22 protein-coding genes and 1 tRNA gene are annotated in these 19,043 nt (G+C 66.4%); 6 read left to right on the top strand and 17 right to left on the bottom strand.

Annotation, left to right across the window (positions count from 1 at the left end; all coding sequences use genetic code 11):
• A partial coding sequence (locus AX692_RS18405) for a sodium-dependent transporter (RefSeq protein ID WP_196491826.1) occupies positions 1–808 on the bottom strand: 808 nt, incomplete at its 3' end.
• Between the two features lie 76 nt (positions 809–884).
• Positions 885–1,502 (bottom strand): GNAT family N-acetyltransferase, encoded by a 618-nt coding sequence (locus AX692_RS18400; RefSeq protein ID WP_081095460.1) that lies wholly within the window; start codon positions 1,500–1,502, stop codon positions 885–887.
• Between the two features lie 67 nt (positions 1,503–1,569).
• On the opposite strand from AX692_RS18400, the gene AX692_RS18395 reads away from it, so the two are divergent.
• Together AX692_RS18395 and AX692_RS19880 are read left to right on the top strand one after the other, a co-directional pair.
• A complete protein-coding gene (locus AX692_RS18395; RefSeq protein ID WP_073975410.1) occupies positions 1,570–2,430 on the top strand; it encodes a LysR family transcriptional regulator in 861 nt (286 codons plus the stop codon).
• Between the two features lie 321 nt (positions 2,431–2,751).
• Complete coding sequence (locus AX692_RS19880) at positions 2,752–3,117, top strand: hypothetical protein (protein WP_155644757.1); 366 nt, start codon at positions 2,752–2,754, stop codon at positions 3,115–3,117.
• 448 nt (positions 3,118–3,565) lie between these two features.
• On the opposite strand, the gene AX692_RS18390 is transcribed toward AX692_RS19880, so the two are convergent.
• Positions 3,566–4,345, bottom strand: coding sequence for an SDR family oxidoreductase (locus AX692_RS18390; protein WP_073975409.1), 780 nt, complete (start codon positions 4,343–4,345; stop codon positions 3,566–3,568).
• The gene (locus tag AX692_RS20645) at positions 4,342–4,671 is read right to left on the bottom strand and encodes a nuclear transport factor 2 family protein (RefSeq protein ID WP_073975408.1); all 330 of its coding nucleotides are present in this window, start codon (positions 4,669–4,671) and stop codon (positions 4,342–4,344) included. The genes AX692_RS18390 and AX692_RS20645 overlap by 4 nt, the downstream gene beginning before the upstream one ends.
• A 112-nt stretch (positions 4,672–4,783) precedes the next feature.
• On the opposite strand from AX692_RS20645, the gene AX692_RS18380 reads away from it, so the two are divergent.
• Complete coding sequence (locus tag AX692_RS18380; RefSeq protein ID WP_073975407.1) at positions 4,784–5,689, top strand: LysR family transcriptional regulator; 906 nt, start codon at positions 4,784–4,786, stop codon at positions 5,687–5,689.
• 527 nt (positions 5,690–6,216) lie between these two features.
• Here AX692_RS18380 and AX692_RS18375 read toward each other — a convergent pair.
• The 10 genes from AX692_RS18375 to AX692_RS18330 all read right to left on the bottom strand — a co-directional run bounded on the left by AX692_RS18375 (position 6,217) and on the right by AX692_RS18330 (position 14,282).
• Positions 6,217–6,453, bottom strand: a complete 237-nt coding sequence (locus AX692_RS18375) for a hypothetical protein (protein ID WP_073975406.1) — start codon at positions 6,451–6,453, stop codon at positions 6,217–6,219.
• Between the two features lie 39 nt (positions 6,454–6,492).
• Positions 6,493–6,978, bottom strand: coding sequence for a hypothetical protein (locus AX692_RS18370; RefSeq protein WP_155644756.1), 486 nt, complete (start codon positions 6,976–6,978; stop codon positions 6,493–6,495).
• Positions 6,979–7,006: 28 nt separating this feature from the next.
• Entirely contained in the window at positions 7,007–7,957 is a 951-nt protein-coding gene (locus AX692_RS18365; RefSeq protein ID WP_196489927.1) for an alpha/beta fold hydrolase, read from the bottom strand.
• A 69-nt stretch (positions 7,958–8,026) separates the two neighbouring features.
• Positions 8,027–8,800 (bottom strand): aspartyl protease family protein, encoded by a 774-nt coding sequence (locus AX692_RS18360; protein WP_196489926.1) that lies wholly within the window; start codon positions 8,798–8,800, stop codon positions 8,027–8,029.
• 146 nt (positions 8,801–8,946) lie between these two features.
• The gene (locus tag AX692_RS18355; protein WP_073975402.1) at positions 8,947–9,912 is read right to left on the bottom strand and encodes a serine aminopeptidase domain-containing protein; all 966 of its coding nucleotides are present in this window, start codon (positions 9,910–9,912) and stop codon (positions 8,947–8,949) included.
• Between the two features lie 4 nt (positions 9,913–9,916).
• Positions 9,917–11,005, bottom strand: a complete 1,089-nt coding sequence (locus tag AX692_RS18350) for a tyrosine-type recombinase/integrase (RefSeq protein WP_230959581.1) — start codon at positions 11,003–11,005, stop codon at positions 9,917–9,919.
• A gap of 258 nt (positions 11,006–11,263) precedes the next feature.
• Positions 11,264–11,337: transfer RNA gene (locus AX692_RS18345), tRNA-Gly, on the bottom strand.
• A 177-nt stretch (positions 11,338–11,514) separates the two neighbouring features.
• The gene (locus AX692_RS18340; RefSeq protein WP_073975401.1) at positions 11,515–12,525 is read right to left on the bottom strand and encodes a sugar-transfer associated ATP-grasp domain-containing protein; all 1,011 of its coding nucleotides are present in this window, start codon (positions 12,523–12,525) and stop codon (positions 11,515–11,517) included.
• A gap of 4 nt (positions 12,526–12,529) precedes the next feature.
• The gene (locus AX692_RS18335) at positions 12,530–13,297 is read right to left on the bottom strand and encodes a 7TM domain-containing protein (protein ID WP_073980837.1); all 768 of its coding nucleotides are present in this window, start codon (positions 13,295–13,297) and stop codon (positions 12,530–12,532) included.
• A complete protein-coding gene (locus tag AX692_RS18330) occupies positions 13,287–14,282 on the bottom strand; it encodes a hypothetical protein (protein WP_155644755.1) in 996 nt (331 codons plus the stop codon). Before AX692_RS18330 ends, AX692_RS18335 begins: the two co-directional genes overlap by 11 nt.
• A 166-nt stretch (positions 14,283–14,448) precedes the next feature.
• Here AX692_RS18330 and AX692_RS19875 point away from each other — a divergent pair, with 166 nt between their 5' ends.
• Complete coding sequence (locus tag AX692_RS19875) at positions 14,449–14,712, top strand: hypothetical protein (protein WP_073975398.1); 264 nt, start codon at positions 14,449–14,451, stop codon at positions 14,710–14,712.
• Between the two features lies 1 nt (position 14,713).
• On the opposite strand, the gene AX692_RS20380 is transcribed toward AX692_RS19875, so the two are convergent.
• Positions 14,714–15,049: a hypothetical protein gene (locus AX692_RS20380; protein ID WP_196489925.1), complete on the bottom strand. Its 336-nt coding sequence runs from the start codon at positions 15,047–15,049 to the stop codon at positions 14,714–14,716.
• An 8-nt stretch (positions 15,050–15,057) separates the two neighbouring features.
• Here AX692_RS20380 and AX692_RS18325 point away from each other — a divergent pair, with 8 nt between their 5' ends.
• Complete coding sequence (locus tag AX692_RS18325) at positions 15,058–15,744, top strand: porin (protein WP_073975397.1); 687 nt, start codon at positions 15,058–15,060, stop codon at positions 15,742–15,744.
• A gap of 81 nt (positions 15,745–15,825) precedes the next feature.
• Here AX692_RS18325 and AX692_RS18320 read toward each other — a convergent pair whose 3' ends face one another.
• On the bottom strand, positions 15,826–16,617 hold the full coding sequence (locus AX692_RS18320) for a hypothetical protein (RefSeq protein WP_073975396.1): 792 nt from the start codon (positions 16,615–16,617) through the stop codon (positions 15,826–15,828).
• The gene (locus AX692_RS18315; RefSeq protein ID WP_073975395.1) at positions 16,614–17,135 is read right to left on the bottom strand and encodes an RNA polymerase sigma factor; all 522 of its coding nucleotides are present in this window, start codon (positions 17,133–17,135) and stop codon (positions 16,614–16,616) included. The genes AX692_RS18320 and AX692_RS18315 overlap by 4 nt, the downstream gene beginning before the upstream one ends.
• Positions 17,136–17,278: 143 nt before the next feature.
• Between AX692_RS18315 and AX692_RS18310 the strand changes: the two genes are divergently transcribed.
• Positions 17,279–18,991: a S8 family serine peptidase gene (locus tag AX692_RS18310; protein ID WP_073975394.1), complete on the top strand. Its 1,713-nt coding sequence runs from the start codon at positions 17,279–17,281 to the stop codon at positions 18,989–18,991.
• The last annotated feature ends 52 nt before the right edge of the window (positions 18,992–19,043 follow it).

Here is a 19,043-nt window from a genome sequence, read left to right as displayed (position 1 = left end):
GGATCGAGACGCCTTCCGGCAGATACCCGCCATAGGCGATCATCGCCCCGAGCCCGACTGACAACGTGAAGAAGGCATGACCCGCCGCACTCAGCACGGCTTCGGTTCCCAGCGCCGAGAAATCGGGAGCAAACAGAAAAGCCGCTCCATCGAGAAAGGCGCCTTGCGCCGCCGCATAGGCAACCAACAGCACCAGCAGCACAGCAAGCATCGGCATGAGCCAGGTCACCGCACGCTCGATGCCACCGCCGATCCCTCTCGATACGATCAGGACGGTCGTCGCCATGAAGGCTGTATGCCACCCGATCTGGCCCACCGGATCGGCAAGGATGGTGTTGAAGATCGTCTCACTGGCGGCACCTGAGATGCCCGCGAGCTTGCCGGTCGCGGCAACCGGGACATAGGCTAGAGCCCATCCGGCCACCACGCTGTAGAAACTGAGCACCAGCAGCGCGGTCAAAGCGCCTACCAGGCCGACAATCTGCCAGTGTCTGCTTGCCCGGTACTTCGCTGCAAGGTTTCGCAGCGCGCCCATCGGGCTCGCCCCGCCAGCCCGGCCAATCGTGACTTCCGCGATCAGGATGGGAAGACCGATCATCGCCACGCAGGCCAGGTAGACGAGCACGAATGCACCACCTCCGCTGGTTCCTGTCATGTATGGGAACTTCCAGATGTTGCCGAGGCCCACGGCCGAGCCGACCGCCGCCATCACAAAGGCAAAATGCGAAGACCATTTCTGGCTAGAGATCGGCTTGGTATGGGTCGTTGGCGGTAACGCATCGAGCGTGATTACGGCATTGGTCGACATGGTATTCTCCAGACTTGGTGCGCGCGCTTGCGTCGCCGCAGGTGCGGTGCGATCGCGGCGGTGGGGGATGGAAAACTCAGGCGGCCGCTGTGGCCTGACCGGCGGCGGGCTTGGCCATCAACATGCCCGAGAGCGGGGCCGCATCCGGCAAGGGAAGCAGGAAAGGCCGGATGGCGGCATATCCGCAGGCCTGGTACATCGGCACCGCATTCAAGGTTGCAGCCAGTTCGAAGCTGCATTTCCCGGCGTGCATCGCGTGCCCTTCCAGGTGATGCAGCATCGCCCGACCGATGCCTTGCCGGACGCAGTCGGGCGCAGTGTAGAGACTGCGGATGACCGCCAGACGGTGTTCGCCGGGCGCGGCCTCGGTGCGCAGGCCCACCTCGCCGTGATCCGTCGTCCAACCGCCGCAGGCAACAATCTCCCCGTCGCGCTCGGCCAGGTGAAGCCGCCCGGCGGAAACCAGCGCGTTGGTGCTGGCGGAAAGATGGGCCGCAAACGCCTCGATCTGAGCCGCAGGATAAGCGGACGCAGCCAGTGCACGCATCGCCCGCTGCTGCAGATCAAGCAGATCATCGATGTCGGCCGACCTGGCTGGCCGGAACAGTAATTCTAGTCGCACGGGACCTCCTGCCGCCGGACTACACTCAGATCCGGCTGATGAATTTCGCTTGGTGGTTTCGGCGCGGGCCATTATTCCAGCGAGGCGACAGTCCCCAGCCAAAAGGGCTGAAATCGTTGTTCAGGGAAATTGAAGCCCCGTGCTCGATCATGACCTGCTCCGAAGCTTCGTGACCATTTCGGATGCCGGCAGCTTCACGGCTGCCAGCGAAATCATCGGCCGCACGCCATCGGCAGTCAGCATGCAGATCCGGCGGCTTGAAGATCAGGTGGGAGGCGCGCTGTTCGAACGGTCAGCCCATGGCGTAAAGCTGACCCAGCGCGGCGAGGTCATGCTGATCCATGCGCGGCGGATATTGAACTGTCACCAGGACGCGCTCGAGGCGCTTGTCGAGGCCGGAACCACCGAGACCGTCTCATTCGGCATCCCGGAGGAATATGTCGCGTCCCTGCTCCCGGCGCTTGTCGCCCAGATGGCCGAAGCCGAACTGCAGGTCGCGCTGAGAGTGACCTGCGAACCCTCGCACCAGCTGACACGTCGGCTTGACGAAAACGCCCTGGATCTTGCCGTAGTGACCGAGCAGCAGGTTGGCGATGACAGGGGCGACGAGATCCGGCGAGAACGCGCGCTCTGGGTATGCGGAGCGCACTTCGACCCCCAGTCTTGCGATCAGTTGCCGCTTGCTGTCGATACCGAAGGATGCACTTTCAGGCGGGCCGCACTCGAGCACTTGGCAGCGTCGGAACGATCCTACCGCCTCGCGATCATCGGCAGCCATCCGGTGGTGAGGGCGGCCGTGCTGGCAGGCGGCGTTGTCGGACTGATCCCGGAATGCGCCCTCCTGCCCGGGATGCGCATTCTTGGTCCGGACGAGGGGCTTGGCCCGCTTCCACCCGTTGTCCTGAGGCTCCGCCGAGCCCACCGCCCACGCTCCAAGCTAGCGGAGCTCGTGGTATCGTGTCTGGCGGACATGAGGTCAGGCAGTGCTTCTCATGCATGAAGCCTTTGAGACGTGCGCCTCACTTGGAGCCGCCCGTAAGTGGAAGAGTTCGTTGCGCGGATAGAGGCTGCTCAGCCCGACCCTCTCGGCATGACGCAATCAAAAGACGGGCTTCGCTGAATTACCCTGTCGAGCTTCTCGCCCGGGCCCGATGGCATCGTCACCTACGACGAGATTTTCGCCGATCTAGAAGCGCTCGGCGATGGCATTCGCAATGACCGCGCAATCGTTCTCGACCTTCGCGGCAACAAGGGTGGAAGTTCAAGCTGGTCTCGCAGGATCGCCGAAAAACTGTGGGGCAAAGACGCTGTCGAATGGGCAATGGCCGAATACTTCCGAGAGACGGAGATCTGGTATCTCGCCGATGAGGGAAATGTTACCCATTTCAGCGGATTGGGTGCAAACCTGCGCGAGCGTGGTCTGCCCGAAATTGCTGAATGGGCGGACGATCTGCACGCCTCTATGAGTGCTGCGCGCGCGGCCGGCGAGACGTTTTACAAGCAATCATTTGGTAAGGAGCTACTCGCCGAAGCGAAGCCTACTACACCCCGTGCTCTGCCGCCAGTTTACGTCATCGTTGTTGGCGGCTGCGTCAGCGCATGCCTAGATGCGGTCGATACATTTACCCGGTGCGGTACCTGGAGGCGGACAGGGAAACCCCGGTCAAGGGCGAGTGGTTCGGATTAAGCTTCGGCAATGTGAAAGAAGCCTTAGTGTCCGATCAATCGAAAGGGGCTTGATGAAACATTCATTCCAAAAGTCTGGGCGCTCGATCCGATTATCCATGACCTTGATGTATGCTTTGATCAGGCGGCGGCACTGGGGGCAGACATCTGGATTGAACCCGCGCTAATGCATGTGCTGTGCCTCAGCGGCCCACTGGGCGACGCGATGTGCGAAAAGGGCATCACAATAGGGTTCAAGGGCCGCGGAATGATCAAGGGGCGTGTTGTATAAGATCGCCAAAAAGCCGCGCTTCCGAATTCCACCCACCAGCTGCCATGCGCCGGGCTTACGTGCGATCCCGAAAGCGGCATGTCGGCTTTGCCCCGCTCGTGAAAAATTCCTGCCGTTCAGCTAGCGACCCCGTAGCGGTCATCGGTTCGGCCTCCACAATCGCACCGCTCGGGCCTCGTTAGACCGTGGGAACCGTGCCGCCGTCGATAACGAATTCCGTGCCGCTGATACTGGCTGCGCGATCCGACGCCAGGAAGGCAATCAGGCTGGCGACTTCCTCGGGTGAGGACGGCCGGCCGATCGGAATGCCTCCAAGCGCCTGCATGATGTGCTGCTTGCCCTCTGCGATGCCGCCACCTGACTGCTCGCCGATCCGCGCTGCGAGAGCCACGGCAGCCTCTGTCTCGATCCAGCCGGGCGAGACCCGCACCACCCGCACGCCAAGGGGTGCAACTTCCTTGGACAGGCTTTTGCTGTAGGTGGATAGCGCCGCCTTGGCTGCCGCATAGGCGGTGGTCGAGGCGGGAAGTGGCAATTGTCGCTGGATCGAGGTCACGTGGATCACCACGCCTCGCCCGCGGGCGACCATATCGGGCAGCAACGCGCGGTCGAGCCGCACGGCCGGCATCAGATTGAGGCCGAGTTCCTGCTCCCAATGTCGATCGTCCAGCGCCGCAAAGCCGCCCGCCGGCGCCGACGAGCCTCCCAGCATGTGGACGATGATGTCGACGCTTCCCAGCCGCTCCCGCGCTGTTGCTGCCAAGCGGGCTGCGCCCTCGCTCGTGGTCAGGTCGGCGGCCACGAAGAGCCCTTCCGGCAGGCTGTCGGGCCTGGTCCGGGCGCTGGTCAGCACCTCGGCTCCGAGTTGGCGAAACAGTGCCACCGTCGCGGCACCTGCACCCCGCGTTCCGGACGTGATCACTGCGCGCTTTCCCGCGAGCGACAGGAACGGGATCACGGCTTGATCTCCAGACGTGCGATCAGGCCAGCGCAAAGCGTGAAGGCGTAGCGCAGATCGACAGGGCTGCCGGGGAAGTCGCCGGTGAGATGCGCCGTGACGATGGTTTGCCCGTCGATATCGCCAGTCGCGTAGGGCGCGGCGTGATAAGTGTATTGTGCGGATGCCTTCGTCTTCCATTCGCGGATCTGGTCATGGCCCGCATGAGTGCGGCGCTCGTCGATGACGATCGCGTCCCCGGCAAAGCAGCGCAGGAACGCATCGATGTCGTCGGAACGATCGGCGGCAAAGTAGCCGGCGATTGGCGAAGGAAGCTCGATCGTCATGTAGCGCTCCTGCTCTGGTGCACCCAGCGGTGCCTGTGGAGCGGATTTAGCGATGGACGTGCGACAGGAAAATCGAGATAAAGCTGGATGAGTTATTGCGATTTTCAGGACAATGGCTGATCTCGGGCTGACCAGGTTGAACGCCCTCGTGGCGGTTGCACGCCTCGGATCGTTTCGCGCGGCGGCAGCCGAACTCGGCATGTCGAACACGGCGCTCAGCAACGCGATCAGCACGCTCGAACAGCAGCTTGGCATCCGCCTGCTCAACAGGACCACCCGCAGTGTGGCTCTGACCGACGCGGGGCGGGCCTTCATCAATCAGGTCGGACCCGCACTGCGGGTCATCGACGATGCCGTGGAGGGAGCCAGATCACACCAGGAGGTGCCTTCAGGCACGCTGAGGATCAATGCCTTCGCCAGCGCGGCACGGGAGGTGCTGGCACCGCTCCTGCTCGAATACGTGCGGCGCTTTCCCCGCGTTCACATCGATCTCGTCACTGAAGGCCGGATCGTCGATATCGTCGCGGGCGGGTTCGATTTCGGTATCCGCAGGATCGACTTTGTCCCGGCAGACATGATCGCGCTCCGGCTCGGCAAACCTCGCCGCCATGCAGTGGTAGCGACGCCCCGCTATTTCTCGCAGAGGCCCGTGCCGCAGGTGCCTGCCGATTTGCTCCGACACGCCTGCATCCGCGTCCGACTGCCGAGTGGTGAACTCTATCGCTGGCAATTCGAGAAGGACGGCAACGCCGAACGGATCGACGTGAGCGGGCCGATCACCCTTGACGAGGCAAGCCTCGCACGGATCGCCGTGCTGGATCATGCCGGCATCGGCTATTTCATGGAAAGCGATGTGGCGGAGGATCTGGCGACAGGCCGCGTGATCCGGGTGCTGGAGGCGTGGACTCCGGAACTCCCGGACCTGTGCCTCTATTATTCGGATCGCCGCAACTCATCGGCAGCGTTCCGCTCGTTCATTGCGCTGGCGAGGGAGGTTTGGGCTCAGCCAAGCGGCTGAATGGAAAGTCGGCGCCGGGCTTTCGGGGACCGGCAGCTTCCCACCCACGACCGGCCATGAGCGGGGCCAAATATTCCAGCGCGCAAAGCCGAGCGCGCGGCGAACGACTCCACCCGAAGTTATCATGAATCCTATGCAAATCGATGAAGTTGGATTGAGCCGGCGAGGAAATGGCAGGAAAATCGCGCTCCAAGCCGCCATTTCCGCCCTCCACCACGAGCAGTCATGAGCGCGGGCAATGCGCGATCCCGACAGCCGATTGGCGGCTTTCGGCGGAAGCAGACGTTTTCGTAGATGATCGGGAATGACCGCCTCTGGGGCGAAGTCGCCGCATGACATTGGCGAACACAGCGGTGGCCTTCCAGCAAAAGGCGCTGGAACGGGGGGCCGGACAAGCTCGACTTGCCATCGGGCCGCTCCGTTCTGGCAGACGACAGTGGCGAAGCCCAGCGAGCCGGGCAAACTGCTTCATGCGGCCCAGAATTGACCGAGCCCCACGCCTTGAGGAGGTCGGGCAGCAAGTCAGGTCATGGCGTCTTGCCAATCTGACCGGCCGGAACCAGTCTGATCTTGTCCCGGAACTCACCGGACAGTGCATCGAGCAGAAATGCCCGGTGATCCGCACCGACAACAAAAACCACCCGGGCTCCCGGCGACTTTCGGTCCAACCGATCCCTGATCAGCTGCGCCGCGTTGCTCGCGATCTGCCGGTCGCGTTCTGCATAAAACGTGACCAGGGGCGAAAAGGGGGTGTCGGCGAGCATCGCCGACAGCGCGCGGTAATAGTCCCGCGTCGCAGCATCTTAGCGCCCGTCATTGAGCGATGCCGTGGTTGCCGTGCGGATGATCTGCTGCTGGCGCTCGCGACCGGCATCGACCTGTGCCGACGAAATATCGGTCCGCCCGTCCAGCTCGCGCTGCAAGCGCCTTATCTCGCTATGGTCGCGCCAATAGCCGGCCGGGATCGCCCAGCCTTCGAGGTCATGGCCCAGCCAGTCTATCCCGAACGCTCTTGCGCCATATTCCCGCGCCAGTTCGCGCATTTCGAGCGGATAGTTGGCGGCGAGATAGTCTGCGCCGCGTTGCATGTCCTCGGCACGGATCTCCACGCCCACTGCATCGGGGCCGAACGCCCGGATGACGGCGTAGAGATCCTCGTAGGAATAGCGCGGATTGCCAGCATGAGCCGAGTGCAGGGTGGCGATCACCATGACTTCGACCGGCGAGGCTCCAGCTTCGTCGGCACGGCCATGGGCTGTCACGCAGCCGGACAGCACTGCCGGCACCACCAGTCATGTCTGGGTGAGCCGGGATGGTCTATTCATCGCTTGCTCCGCTCTGTTCCATGAACAATCGCACATCGCGGGCAAAGCGGGCCGGCTCGTCCACGAAGGGGAAATGGCCGGCACGCTGATAGGATAGGAAAGCGCCGTTCGCCAGCTGCGCGGCAAGCTTCTGCTGCGGCTCTTCGGCCGTCTGATGATCGAGCGCCCCGTCGATGAAGAGCACCGGCATCGTCAGCCGACCCGGCTGGTCGAAGCGGTATTCGAGCAGGCCCTTGCCAAACAGCGCATTGCCCATTTCGCCGGAGTTGCCCAGCCCTTCGGCATTATCCCATTGTTCCACCTGCCGCGCTGTGGCGGGGTCCGGAAACATGGCCGCCTCGATCCACTGTTTCCTGCGGGCATCGTCATAGGCGGCAAACGGCTGACATTCCCCGTCGCCCCCCGCTGCCATCGCCCGGGCATAGGCGGGCGGATCTTCGCGGCGCAGCCGGTCGCACAGCGCCTTCATCGCGGCGGGCATGTCCGGCACCGCGCCGGTGAGGATGAGTCCCGCCACGCGCTCAGGATGCGCGGCGGCATATTCAAGCGCCAGAATGCTGCCGAAACTATGCCCGAGCAGGATCACCCGCTCGGCCCCGAGATGATCGCGCAGGACATCGATGTCCGAAACGAGGATCGGGAGGGAATAGAGATCGGGATCGGACGGGCGCTGCGAACGCCCCGAACCGCGCTGGTCGTAATAGACCACGGTTGCGAATTGCTCGATCACAGGGCCGACGGAGGCCTGGAATGTCTGGCTCCCCTGCCCCGGACCGCCATGCAGGAAAATGATGGGCGTATCGGACGGCTCGCCTGCAACGCGGAACCATTGCGACACCGGCCCCGGCCCATTGTCGAACCGCCCCTCGCGCGGGGGCGATGCCTCATGTGCAGCCGCTGACGACGCCGACAGCGCGGCCACCACCAGCAGAAACGGGGTCACCCAATATTGCATTCGCACCTCTTGTGGTCGATCGGCAAGCGAGACGGATCGCAGGGAAACGCCCCGCTTTCAGCGCGGACGAAGCCAGACGCGCCGCCCCGGAAAATCGGTCACGATCGTGAATTCGCGCAGCAAATCGACGCCGATGTTTGCCGGAACGCGGGCGTCGGCGCTGACCTGCGCCCGGACATTGCGGAAGGTCCTGCCCGCAATCGTCAGTTCCGGGACAATGACGACCGGACGCGCCACCGCCCCGCCGATCCCGCCCCCAAGCTCAGTGGCCACGGGCGTCAGCGACAGCTCGGACGCCAGCGTCGAGGAAATCAGCAAGCCAGAGCCGTTGCCGAGATCGAAATCGGCCATTTGGGTCCCAGCGGTTCCGAAACTGACCTCGATGGTCTCGATGCCGTGCGCGGCCGTCAGATCAAGCATGACACCCTCAGGCACCGCATCGCTGGCCAGCCATTCGATCCGCCCGCCTTCGATATCGACGAGCACCCGGCCGGCGTCGAACAATTCGCGCCCCAGTATCATGGGAAGCGGTGCGTTCAACAGACGCGCGCCGACGTCCGAGAGGTCTATGATGGCAGCTGTCGGGATCAGCAGGTCGCGACCCAATGCCGTAACGCTCACCTTCTGGACGAGTTCGGCGCGGGTGGCGGTCGCGCCGGTGCCCCTCGCCTCCACTTCAGTGCCGCTCCCTAGACGCAACTGACGGGCCGTTGCGGTGTCGAAGACCGTGACTTCTGCTCCGCTATCAACCAGAGCCTGAACCGGCTCACCACCCACCTCGACGGAGAGAAAGAGGCGATTGCCCTCGATCAGGAGGGTTTCGGCTTGCAAGGGAGGTGCGATAAGCGCAGCGAACACTGCTACAAGACAACGTGCCATGCCGCGTTCATCTCCGGTGTATTGCCCAAATCATACGCTGTCTCGACCGACGCGCAGCATGGCGGGACAAACTGCGCACCGCCGGCACTGTGCCGCGCCTATCGCGGGGTAGCGCCCTGCGAAAGCCCGCCGGTCTTGATCCATCCTGCGACCAGATCGACCAGGGCGCTGCTCAGTTCCATCTTCCCTGCGACGTGCTCTCCGGGTGCAAGCCCCTCGCCGCGCAGGAAGAAATGATCCTCGCGGGGGAGCACGGCGAGCGTCAGCGCGCCCGCGTCATGCCGCTTGGCAAGGAAGATCGGCGCATTGAGCGACGGTTCGGTCAGGTCATCATGCGTGCCCCACACAGCCAGCACCGGATCGGTGACCCTGGCGAAGACGGGGGCAGGATCATGGGCGAGGAAGACCTGCATTTCCGGGCTCGCCATGCGGTCGACGAAGTCGCCGCGAACCTCGGCGATCTCCTGCGCGCTGAGGCCGACCATCGCGAACAGACGATCTGCCCCTTGCCCGATCGCTTCATGGTCCCCGGCAATCGACGCATCGGCGATGTCGGCAAAGGTCGCGCGGATCGCGGTCAGCTTGGCTTGGTCGCTGCCCGGGAAGCGTGCGGGGTTGGCTTGCTGGTCGATCCAGACGGTGCGCCCCTGCCTCCCCGGCGCTCCCAGTAGGACGACAAAGTCGATGACGCCCTCACGCTCGGCCCAGACTTCGGTTGCGACCAGAGTGCCCTCGCTATGGCCGATGATGCCGATCGGCACTCCGGCAAGTTCCGGGCGCGCGGCGAGCATGTCGAGAACCGCCCGGATCTGCGGGATACGCTGCTTGAAGTGCTGGACGCGCTCGCCGGTCGAGGCGCCAACCCCGGCATTGTCGACACGCACGCTGGCGATACCTTGCGCCGCAAGACCATCGGCGAGAAGCTTGAACATCGGCGCACCGGAAATCACCTGATCGCGGGCGTGGGGTCCGGCGCCCTGCACCAGCACCACAGCCGCGCGCGGTCGATCCTCGGGGAAGGAAAGCGTGCCGGCAAGTTGCGCGCTCCCGGTCTCAACGGTCACTGCTTCATCGCGTGCAAATCCAGGGCTCGCGAGAGAGAAGGCGAAAACGAAGCAAAAGAAAGCGAAGATGCGCGAATGCACACAGTGGCTCCTCGATGAAACTAACGTGTATTGCCGTATTAATACGGCATATGCCGTGTTGCAACACGAAGATGCTGGGACGACAGGCGTACCCTAGGCGGCGCAGGCCGGCGTTGATGGTGTTGTCGCTCATTGGGCGCTTGCGGGAGCGGATCGAAGGGAAGACGTAGCCGTCAGGGCCGGTCAGCGCGTGGAGGTCTTCGAGGATCGCAATCGACTGGCGTGAGAGCGGGACGAGGTGATCCTTGCGCATCTTGGTCTTGCCCGACGGGATCGTCCACAGCGCCCCTTCGAGATCGATTTCGTTCCATTCGGCATGGCGCAACTCGCCAGGGCGGACGAAAACATGCGGGGCCAATTGCATCGCTAGCTTGGTGATCGGCTGGCCTTCATAGCCGTCGATGGCGCGCAGCAGCTCACCCACGCGCGCGGGGTCGATGATCGCGCCGTAGTGGGTGACGGTGGGCGCGGTCAGAGCGCCGCGCAGGTCGCGCGTCGGGTCTGAAGCGAGGCGGGCGGTTGCGACCGCATAGCGGAAGACCGCGCCGGCCAGTTGCAGGGTACGACGGGCGCTTTCCAGTTGGCCCTTTCGTTCGATCTTGCGGATGGCCGCGAGCACATCGGCAGGTTCGATATCGGTGATGGGCATGCGACCCAACGGCACCTTCAAAAGCGAAATCAGGTACTCGCTGCGGGCAGCCGTGCTGGCGGCCCAAGCTTTCTGGCCGTCGCGCTTGCGCTTCTCGCAATACTCTTCGGCAATCGCTGCAAACGTGTTTCCCGCCTGGATCTGGGTGCGGAGCTTTTCCCGCAGCCTCTCGCGTGACGGGTCTTTACCGGCGGATAGAAGCTCTCTGGCTTGATCACGGCGTCTGCGCGCTTCGGCCAGGCCAATGACGGGATAAGTTCCAATGGCGAGCTTCTTCTCGCGGCCGTCAAACCGATACTTGAAACGCCAGAGCTTCCCGCCGGAAGGTTGGATCAGCACAAATAGGCCGAAGGCATCACCCATCTTGTAAGGCTTGCCCGTGGCTTGGCATTTCTTATCGCTACGTCCGTAAGAGCCATAAATCCCAACGCTTTCCGGTCGCGTGGCCCCCAACGAGGGGGCCACGCAGTGACGCCCGTTGACCCCAGGCCCCCGAAATGGCCCCCAGCAACGCCGGATGCAACGGGAAGGATAGGGACATTCCCGGACGACCCAAGGGCTGAATCCCTCGGAATTCCAAGGGCTTTATAGTCTTTCTGGGGCTGTTTAGGAAGGGAGGGCTGGAGCGGGTGAAGGGAATCGAACCCTCGTCGTAAGCTTGGGAAGCTTCTGCTCTACCATTGAGCTACACCCGCATCGCGCGCGCAGTGGGCTCGCTGCTTGTGGGCGGGCTCTTGGCGCTTTTTGCAGTCCGGTTCGCACCATCCTGCGAGATGCGCTCGCCCTCTGCCACGAGGACACGCGCCTGGTCAACACAAGTTCGCCTGATCGCGCGCAGCTTTTCGACGGCCATGGCGCGGCGGGGCGCCCGATCACGCCGCGAGGGGGACGGGCAGCGCCAGGGGCCCGGACGGTCTGGCGGCGAACCTGCGACCGGCCGCGCGCAGCAGCGCGCCCACATGGGCGATCGGCTGCGCCCCGAGGGGGCGGCCCTCGACCACCGGCGCCTGCCGGGCCGCCCGCGCGCGGGCGCGGCGCAGGCGCTCGACCAGCGCGATCCGCGCGCCCAGCCCGGCGCCGTTGACATTCTGGATCTCGAGCCCGGGGAAGGCATTGCATTCGAGCACCTGGACGCCGCGGGTGGCATCGATCACCAGATCGACCCCGACATAGCCGAGCCCGAGCGCGCCCGAGCAGCGCCGCGCCGCCTCCACCGTCTCGCGCCAGAACGGCAACTGCACGCCGATCAGCGCGGCCTGGGTGGAGGGGTGATCGAACACCTCGTCCTGCCCCAGCACGGCGCGGACGATCGTCCCGTCGCGGAAGTCGATCGCCGCCCCCACCGCGCCCTGGTGCAGGTTCGCGCGGCCCCCGCTTTCCACCGTCGGCAGGCGGGTCATCGCCATCAGCGGCACATCGTGCAGGCAGATGATGCGGATATCGGGCAGCCCGAAAGGCACCAGCTGCGCGAAGGCGGGATGGGTGCGGATCAGGGGTTCGATCAGCGCGGCATCGCTGTTGCCGCCCTCGAGCGAGAGCTCTCCAGCAAGGATGCGACCGACATGGGCGCGCAGCATCTTTTCGGTCAGCACCTCGCCATCGAGCTTGCGCCACCCGCCCTGGCACCGACCATCGACGAGGATAACCCCCTCCCCGCGCCGCCCGCGGTTGGGCTTGATCGCGAAAGCTTGCGGAAGGCTGGCGTAGTCGAAGCCCGCCGCCTCGGCCTCGCCCGCGATCAGCGCGAGGGTCGGGGGCACCGGCACCCCGGCGGCCGCGAGGCGCTGCTTGGTTTCGAACTTCTGGTTCACCCCCCTGATCGCCTCGCGCGGGTTGAGGCGGGCGATCAGGGCGTTGCGGCGGTTCATTCCGAGCACGGTCATGGGATCAGCCTTGTTGCTTGGCGGCGCGGAAGCGCGACAGTTCGGACAGGCGCAGGCCCTGGTAGCGGCCCAGCAGGATCATCGCCGCGATGCTCGCCAGGGGCAGCGCCAGCGGGTGCTCGGCGGCGAGCCACACCACCCTCGGGGCGGCAACCAGACCCTGGATCAGCAGTGCGACCGCAAGGGTGGTGGCGGTCATGCGCACCGCCTTGGTCGGGCCGTCGGCCTCGTAGGCGTTCCACCACCGTTCGACGATCAGCGCGGTGACCACCACCGGGAAGGCGCTGACCAGCGCCGGCTGGCGGAACTCCAGCGCCATCGCTCCGAGCGCCGAGACGACGATCGCGATGAGGGTGCCCAGAAAGCCGACGCGCGAGAGGTTCAGCGCCTTGAGGAAGGGCACTGCCAGCATCCCGATCAGGATCGCGGTGGTCGAGATCACCGGCCCGGCAATCGGCCCCGCCTGCAGATAGGCAAGCGCGAGCAGCATCGGGGTGAACAGGCCGAAGGTCTTCCAGCCCAGCACGGAGCGCACGAACACCACCACCGCGGCACCCACCGGCATCACCAGCAACAGGTGCATCCCCGGCAGGTTCCACGGGCGCGAGGGATCGCCGAAGGTCGCGATCACCGCGCTGGTGACAACGTTGTCGGAGCGGTCGAACAGCGTCCAGACGATCGCGCCGAAGATCGCGGCGAGCGCGGCGGCAAGGGCATAGCCGATGCGCCGCAGGGCGATATCGCCCGGCAGGGACAAATCATCAGAACGCATGGGAAACCTCCACTTCGAAACGATAGCCCGAGCGGTCGAAGGCGGGATCGGTGGAATTGCGGACCACGTAGCGCGCCTCACCGGCGATGCGCCACGGGCCGGGGCTCCAGATCAGGGTGAGCTCGGGCCAGAACAGATCGTCCTCGCGCGACCCCCCGCCCGCCACCGGGCGCCCGCCGAAGTCGAGCCGCTGGTAGCTCAATTCGCCGCGCAGGCGCAGATCGCTGGCGATGGGGCGCTGGTAGCTCGCCTCGGCGAGCCAGCGGGTGAGGTTGCGGCGCGCCTCGGCCGAGTTGATCTCGTCATAGCGGCCGCGCAGGAAGGCATAGTGATTGGGCCCGAAGCGGTAGCGATACTCGCCGTCGACGCGGATGCCATCGCCGCGCGATCCGGTAGCGTCGTCATAGCCGCGCTCCCGCCAGCTCGCGCCGAGCGCCACGCGGTTGGCGTCATCGAGGCTGTGCATGATCTCGCCGCCGAACTCCCACTCGTCGGTCGAGGTGAATTCGGCGGCGAGGAGATTGTCGCTGCGCTCGCCGAAGACCGAAAGGCGGGTGGCGTCCGACAGGTCATAGGCGAGCGTGAGGCGCGCGGCATTCTGCCAGCGGTCGGTGCGGGCCTCGTCCTCGAATTCGAGCCGGGTCGCCGCGTTGCGCAGGGTCACGGTGACATCGTCTCTCGAGAGCACCAGCGAGGGGGTGATGACCACGGCGAGTGCATTGCCGTCGACCACCTCGTCCTCGGCAGGCGCGGTCGAGCGGGCGGTGATCCCGCGCGCGCTCAGCCTGAGGCCGGGATTGAGGCTCCAGCCGGAGCCCGCCCTGGCAGCGGCGGCATCATCGCGCTCGTCGTCGATGGTGCTGCCTTGCGCATCCTGGTCGGGTGCGGCGGTCTCGGCGAGGGCGGCGGTGGCGAAGCACATCACGGGAACCGCCAGCACGAAGGCTTGCAGCAGGCGGCGGGGCAGGGGGTTGCGAGAGGTCACGAAGGGCTCCTGTTGCGGTCCGGCGTTCATGCCGGTTCAGGGGCCAAACGGGGCAGGCGGCGGGCTTATTCCCGCGAGCGACGCAGAAAATTTCCGCCCTCCTAGGGGAATTTACGCAGGTGCCCGCCCGTTAGCGCAAGATCAGCCCTGCACCAGGAGAAGCCTTGTGCCGCAGCCCTGTCCGCCCGAGCCTTCGCGTGATCCCGGCAATGGTGAGCCCTGCCCCGGCACCGCGCCCGAAGCCCCCTCGCGGCTCGCGCCGGGCCTTGCGCTGGGCGCGCTGGGGGCAATCGATATCGCGCCCCTGCGAGCCGCCGCTGGCTGCGCGATGACCACTGGTGCCGCGCTGGCGCTCAGCTGGCTGCTGCTCGGGCACCTCCTCGGCGAGCGCGGCCTTTTTTCCGGAAATCGGGCACAAAATGCAACATAGGTTATTTTATATCGCAACGGCCAGTCCGGCCTTTTCCTGAAGGTTCGAAGATGACGATGAAAGCAATGATCCGCAGGCTCGGTGCTGCGACGCTGATCGGCACGGCCATCGCGGGCTCCACCGCGGCGCAGGCGCAGGCCGACGGCGAGCAGAAATCCAAGGCGCTTCCCCGGCTCGAGGTGCAGTGGGAAGGGATCGACATCCGCCTCACCGCAGGCGCCGCCGCGCAGGGGGCGGTGTTCGACGATGACAATCCGGACACCGATTCCCCCGATGCCCAGGTCGATCTGTTCGCCCGCCTCAACGCGCAATGGACCTCGCCCGGCGGGATCATCATCGGCGCCAATGTCGAGCAGAACAGCCGCCGCCGCGCCGCTGGTGGCGCTGGGGCAGGTGCGCGGCGAGTTTGCGCGCTATGCCGGGACGCAGGCGCTGCTGCGCGCGCTCGACACGCAGGACGCCTTCAAGGTGATCTACCTCTCGCCCCCCGTGGGCGGCCTGCGCGGGGGCGTGTCCTATTCGCCCAAGGTGCGCCGCAACGCTGCCGCGGTGGACTCGCGCGACCGGATCGAGGTCAACGACGCCTTCGAATTCGGGGTGCAATACCAGCAGGTGGTGGGCGACTGGATCCTGGGGGCGAGCGGCGGCTATGCCACGGGCGACGCCGATCCGGTAACCACCCGCGCCGATCTCGACAGCTGGAGCGTGGGGGCCGAGGCCCGCCGCGGCCCCTTGCGGATCGGGGCGGCCTATGTCGACCGCGGCGATTCCAACCGGCTCGACCGCGGGTTCGACCAGTGGGAGGTCAATGGCGGGGTGGGCTGGGTGACCCCCGAATGGGGCGTGGCGGGCAGCGTCGCCTACACCAGGGCTTCGGACCGCGAGAACCGGTTGATCGGGGTGGGCGGCTTCTACCAGCTCCACCCCAACATCCAGATCCGCGCCGACGTGGTCTCGTTCCGCGAGGAGCGCTTCCTCCTCTCCACCGACAGCGGCTTTGCCAGCGTGGTCGAGGTGCTGTTCACCATCTGACGCAGCGCCGCCGCCGCGCGGCACGCGAAAAAGCCCGGGCGACCAGCAGGCCGCCCGGGCTTTTTGTCCTCGTGGCTTTGCCTATTTCTTCCCGAGTTCGGCGAGCTCGTCGGGCCCGGTCACGGGATCGCTGCCGATCATCGCGTCGACCGCGGCGACCACCGCGGGGGCGGCATCGCCGCCTGCGAGCTTCATCTCGCCGACCGGAGCCGCGCGTCGGCCATAGGCCTCGATCTGCCAGCCGCCGCCGTTCCCGCCCGCGCAGGCGAGCGCATCGCTGGTCGTTCCGCCCTTGCCCTCGATCAGGAACTGGCGGCACAGCTGGCCTTCGGCGTTGCGGAAGGTGAGCACCACCTCGCCCTCGCCCAGCGCGGCCAGATCGGTCCGCTGGCCACTCGGCGCGGAGTCGAGCATGGCGGTCACGTCGGCGCTGGCGAGCACCAGGCCATCGGCCCGGGGGGCGTCCGAGCCGCCCTTGAGCAGCGGGCCGCCGATCAGCACGCCCAGCGCCAGGCTCGCCGCCATCGCGCCGAACTGCGGCCAGCGCCAGCCGGAGCGGCCGGTGTCGTTGGCGGGGGTCGGCAACGGTGCGGCGGGGGACTTGGCGGCGCGCGCGGCGGCGAGATCGACCACATCGGCCGCAGGCGGGGTGAGGGCAGCCGTCAGCCGCTCGGGCACGGACGCATCCAGCACCGGGGCGAAGGCATCGCGCACCAGCGGCGCGAGGCCATCGCCCGCCGCCAGCGCCTCGGCCCGCTCGGCAAGCGCCGGATCGGCATTGAGCGCGGCCTCGATCGCATCGATCAGCGCCTCGTCCTCAATCGTGCCTGCCATGAAGGCGGCGAGCTCGGCATCGGTGAAGCCTGCGCTCATTGCAGCGCTCCTTCGGCGGCGATCCGCTTCGCCAGCGCCGCCTTGGCCCGCGACAGGCGGCTCATCACCGTCCCGATCGGCAGGCCGAGCAGATCGGCCGCCTCGCGGTAGCTCAGCTCCTCGAGCATGACGAGCGCGACCACGTCGCGCTGCTCGGGCGGGAGGCTGTCGACCGCCGCGCGCACCATCCGCGCCTCGGCGCTCGCCTCGACCACCGCCACGCCATCATCGCCCGCCAGATCGAGCATCGCGCCGATATCGTCATGGCCCATGCGGTTGTGCGCCCGGCGCCGGTCGTCGACCCAGTGGTTGCGGGCGATCCGGAACACCCACGCGTCAAGCCGGGTGCCGGGCTGATATTGTTCCATGTTCACCATCGCTTTCTCCAGCGCCGCCTGCACGACATCATCGGCATCGGCGATCGACCCCGTCAGCACCCGGGCGAAACGGCGCAGGCGCGGGATCAGCGCGATCAGCGCCTGCCTGGTCGTTTCGTCCGGGGTGATCGGGCGGTTCATCGGCTCAACGGTTCAGCGAGTGGCAATATTCCGCCCATAGACAGGACGCGGGAATAAAAGAACAGCCCGTTTCGTATGGAGCAAGGCAAGGAACGAAACAGTCATTTCCGGCTTTACTTGCCGGGGGGCACAAGGGGCATTCGATGCGCACGCGGGTCATCATCGCCTATTTGCTGATGCTGGGGCTGACGCTCGGCCCGGTTGCGTGGGCCTGGCACGCCCCCCTCGCCGCGCAGGACGCGGGCGATGATGACGACGACGATGACGGCGATGCGGGCGATGACGATGACGCTGTCTCCGACCCCGACACGCAGGACCCCGGCGGCGACGACCTCGGCGGCGACGATGTGGGCGGCGACGACCTCGGCGGCGACGATGTGGGCGGTGACGACCTTGGCGGGGACGACGCGGGGGGCGACGATGTGGGCGGCGACGATGTAGGCGGCGACGATGTGGGCGGCGACGATGCCGGCGGCGACGACCTTGGCGGGGACGACGCGGGCCGCGATGACGCGGGCGGCGATGATGCCGGTGGTGACGATGCCGGTGGTGACGATGCCGGTGGGGACGACGATGGCGCAACCGGCGGCAGCGATGATGACGGCGGAGCCTCGGGCAGCGATGACGACGATGGCGCGACGGGTGCCGATGACGACGATGACGACAGCGCGGCCGGGAACGACGATGACGCCGACGACATCGCAGGCGACAACGGCGACACCGACGACGGCATGGACGATCTCGGCGACGACCCCGGCCAGTGGCTGCTCGCGAGCGGCGAGACCGAGGCCGAGCGCGCCGAACGCGACGAGCGCGACCGGATCGACACCGATGGTGACGGCTTCCGCTATCGCCGCGGCGAGTTCGTCGCGCTGGATCTGGGCCCTGACGAGCTTGCCGAACTGAAGGCGGGCGGCTTCGAGGTGATCGCCAGCGAGAAGCTCGCCTCGGTCGAGGGGACGGTGCTGCTGCTGCGCGGCCCTGCCCAGAGCGCCGACGAGGCGGCGCTCGACACGCTCGAGACGATCGCCGATCCCGACACCATCGGCTATAATCACCTGTTCGACAGCTCGTCGGTGCAAACGAAGCGCCGCAAGGGCGCGAGCCTGCCGCAGCGCGTCGCCTGCGGCTGCCAGATCGGGCTGATCGACACCGGGATCGCGACCGGCCTTGCCTATTTCAAGCATGTCACGCTGAGCCAGCGCGCTTTCAACGGCAAGGTCGCCGAGGCGCGGCTGCACGGCACCGCGGTGGCGCATCTGATGGCGGGCACCAAGGCCGATCCGGCAGCGCGCACGAAGATCTTCGTCGCGGACATCTTCTCCGGCCCGCGCGAATCCGCCGGGTCGAGCTTCGCGCTGATCAAGGCGCTCGATTGGCTCGCAGGACAGGGCGTGCCGGTGATCAACATCAGCCTGTCTGGCCCGCGCAACCCGGCGGTGGCAGGGGCCATCGCGCGCATCACCAGGCGCGGCCACGTCATCGTCGCGGCAGCGGGCAATGACGGCCCCGCCGCCCCGCCGGTGTTCCCGGGCGCTTACGAGAACGTCGTCGGGGTGACCGCAGTCGATGCCCAGAACCGGATCTACCGCTACGCCAATCGCGGCGCGCATGTCGATTTCGCGGCGCGCGGCGTCGCTGTCCCGGCGATCGATGCCAAGGGCGAGGTGCGCGATGCGACCGGCACCTCCTTTGCCGCGCCGCTGGTCGCCGCGCGGCTGGCGCGGCAGCTCGGCAAGGCCGATCCCGCCGCCGCCCAGAAAGCGATCCGCGCGCTCGAGGCCGAGGCGCGCGATCTGGGCCCGCGCGGGCGCGATCCGATCTATGGCGCGGGTCTGGTGGGGGCCGAGCCGTGAGCCGGGGCCTCCCCGCCGCCGCCGCGCTGGCCGCGGCGCTCGCCGCCTCGGG

The organism is Erythrobacter donghaensis, from assembly GCF_001557325.1.
GTDB classification, from domain to species: Bacteria; Pseudomonadota; Alphaproteobacteria; order Sphingomonadales; family Sphingomonadaceae; genus Erythrobacter; species Erythrobacter donghaensis_B.
This window is presented reverse-complemented; position numbering and strand designations above follow the sequence as displayed.

Bases quoted from the DNA above. Each gene is read 5' to 3' on its own strand.
- AX692_RS18400 (WP_081095460.1), bottom strand. From the start codon at position 1,502: ATGGCCCGCGCCGAAACCACCAAGCGAAATTCATCAGCCGGATCTGAG.
- AX692_RS19880 (WP_155644757.1), top strand. From the start codon at position 2,752: ATGGCCGAATACTTCCGAGAGACGGAGATCTGGTATCTCGCCGATGAG.
- AX692_RS20645 (WP_073975408.1), bottom strand. From the start codon at position 4,671: ATGACGATCGAGCTTCCTTCGCCAATCGCCGGCTACTTTGCCGCCGAT.
- AX692_RS18380 (WP_073975407.1), top strand. From the start codon at position 4,784: ATGGCTGATCTCGGGCTGACCAGGTTGAACGCCCTCGTGGCGGTTGCA.
- AX692_RS18375 (WP_073975406.1), bottom strand. From the start codon at position 6,453: ATGCTCGCCGACACCCCCTTTTCGCCCCTGGTCACGTTTTATGCAGAA.
- AX692_RS18350 (WP_230959581.1), bottom strand. From the start codon at position 11,005: ATGGGTGATGCCTTCGGCCTATTTGTGCTGATCCAACCTTCCGGCGGG.
- AX692_RS18340 (WP_073975401.1), bottom strand. From the start codon at position 12,525: ATGACCGTGCTCGGAATGAACCGCCGCAACGCCCTGATCGCCCGCCTC.
- AX692_RS18335 (WP_073980837.1), bottom strand. From the start codon at position 13,297: ATGCGTTCTGATGATTTGTCCCTGCCGGGCGATATCGCCCTGCGGCGC.
- AX692_RS20380 (WP_196489925.1), bottom strand. From the start codon at position 15,049: ATGATGATCCCGCCGGGCGAGGTCCATTGCGCGTTGAGGCGGGCGAAC.
- AX692_RS18325 (WP_073975397.1), top strand. From the start codon at position 15,058: ATGTCGAGCAGAACAGCCGCCGCCGCGCCGCTGGTGGCGCTGGGGCAG.
- AX692_RS18320 (WP_073975396.1), bottom strand. From the start codon at position 16,617: ATGAGCGCAGGCTTCACCGATGCCGAGCTCGCCGCCTTCATGGCAGGC.
- AX692_RS18315 (WP_073975395.1), bottom strand. From the start codon at position 17,135: ATGAACCGCCCGATCACCCCGGACGAAACGACCAGGCAGGCGCTGATC.
- AX692_RS18310 (WP_073975394.1), top strand. From the start codon at position 17,279: ATGCGCACGCGGGTCATCATCGCCTATTTGCTGATGCTGGGGCTGACG.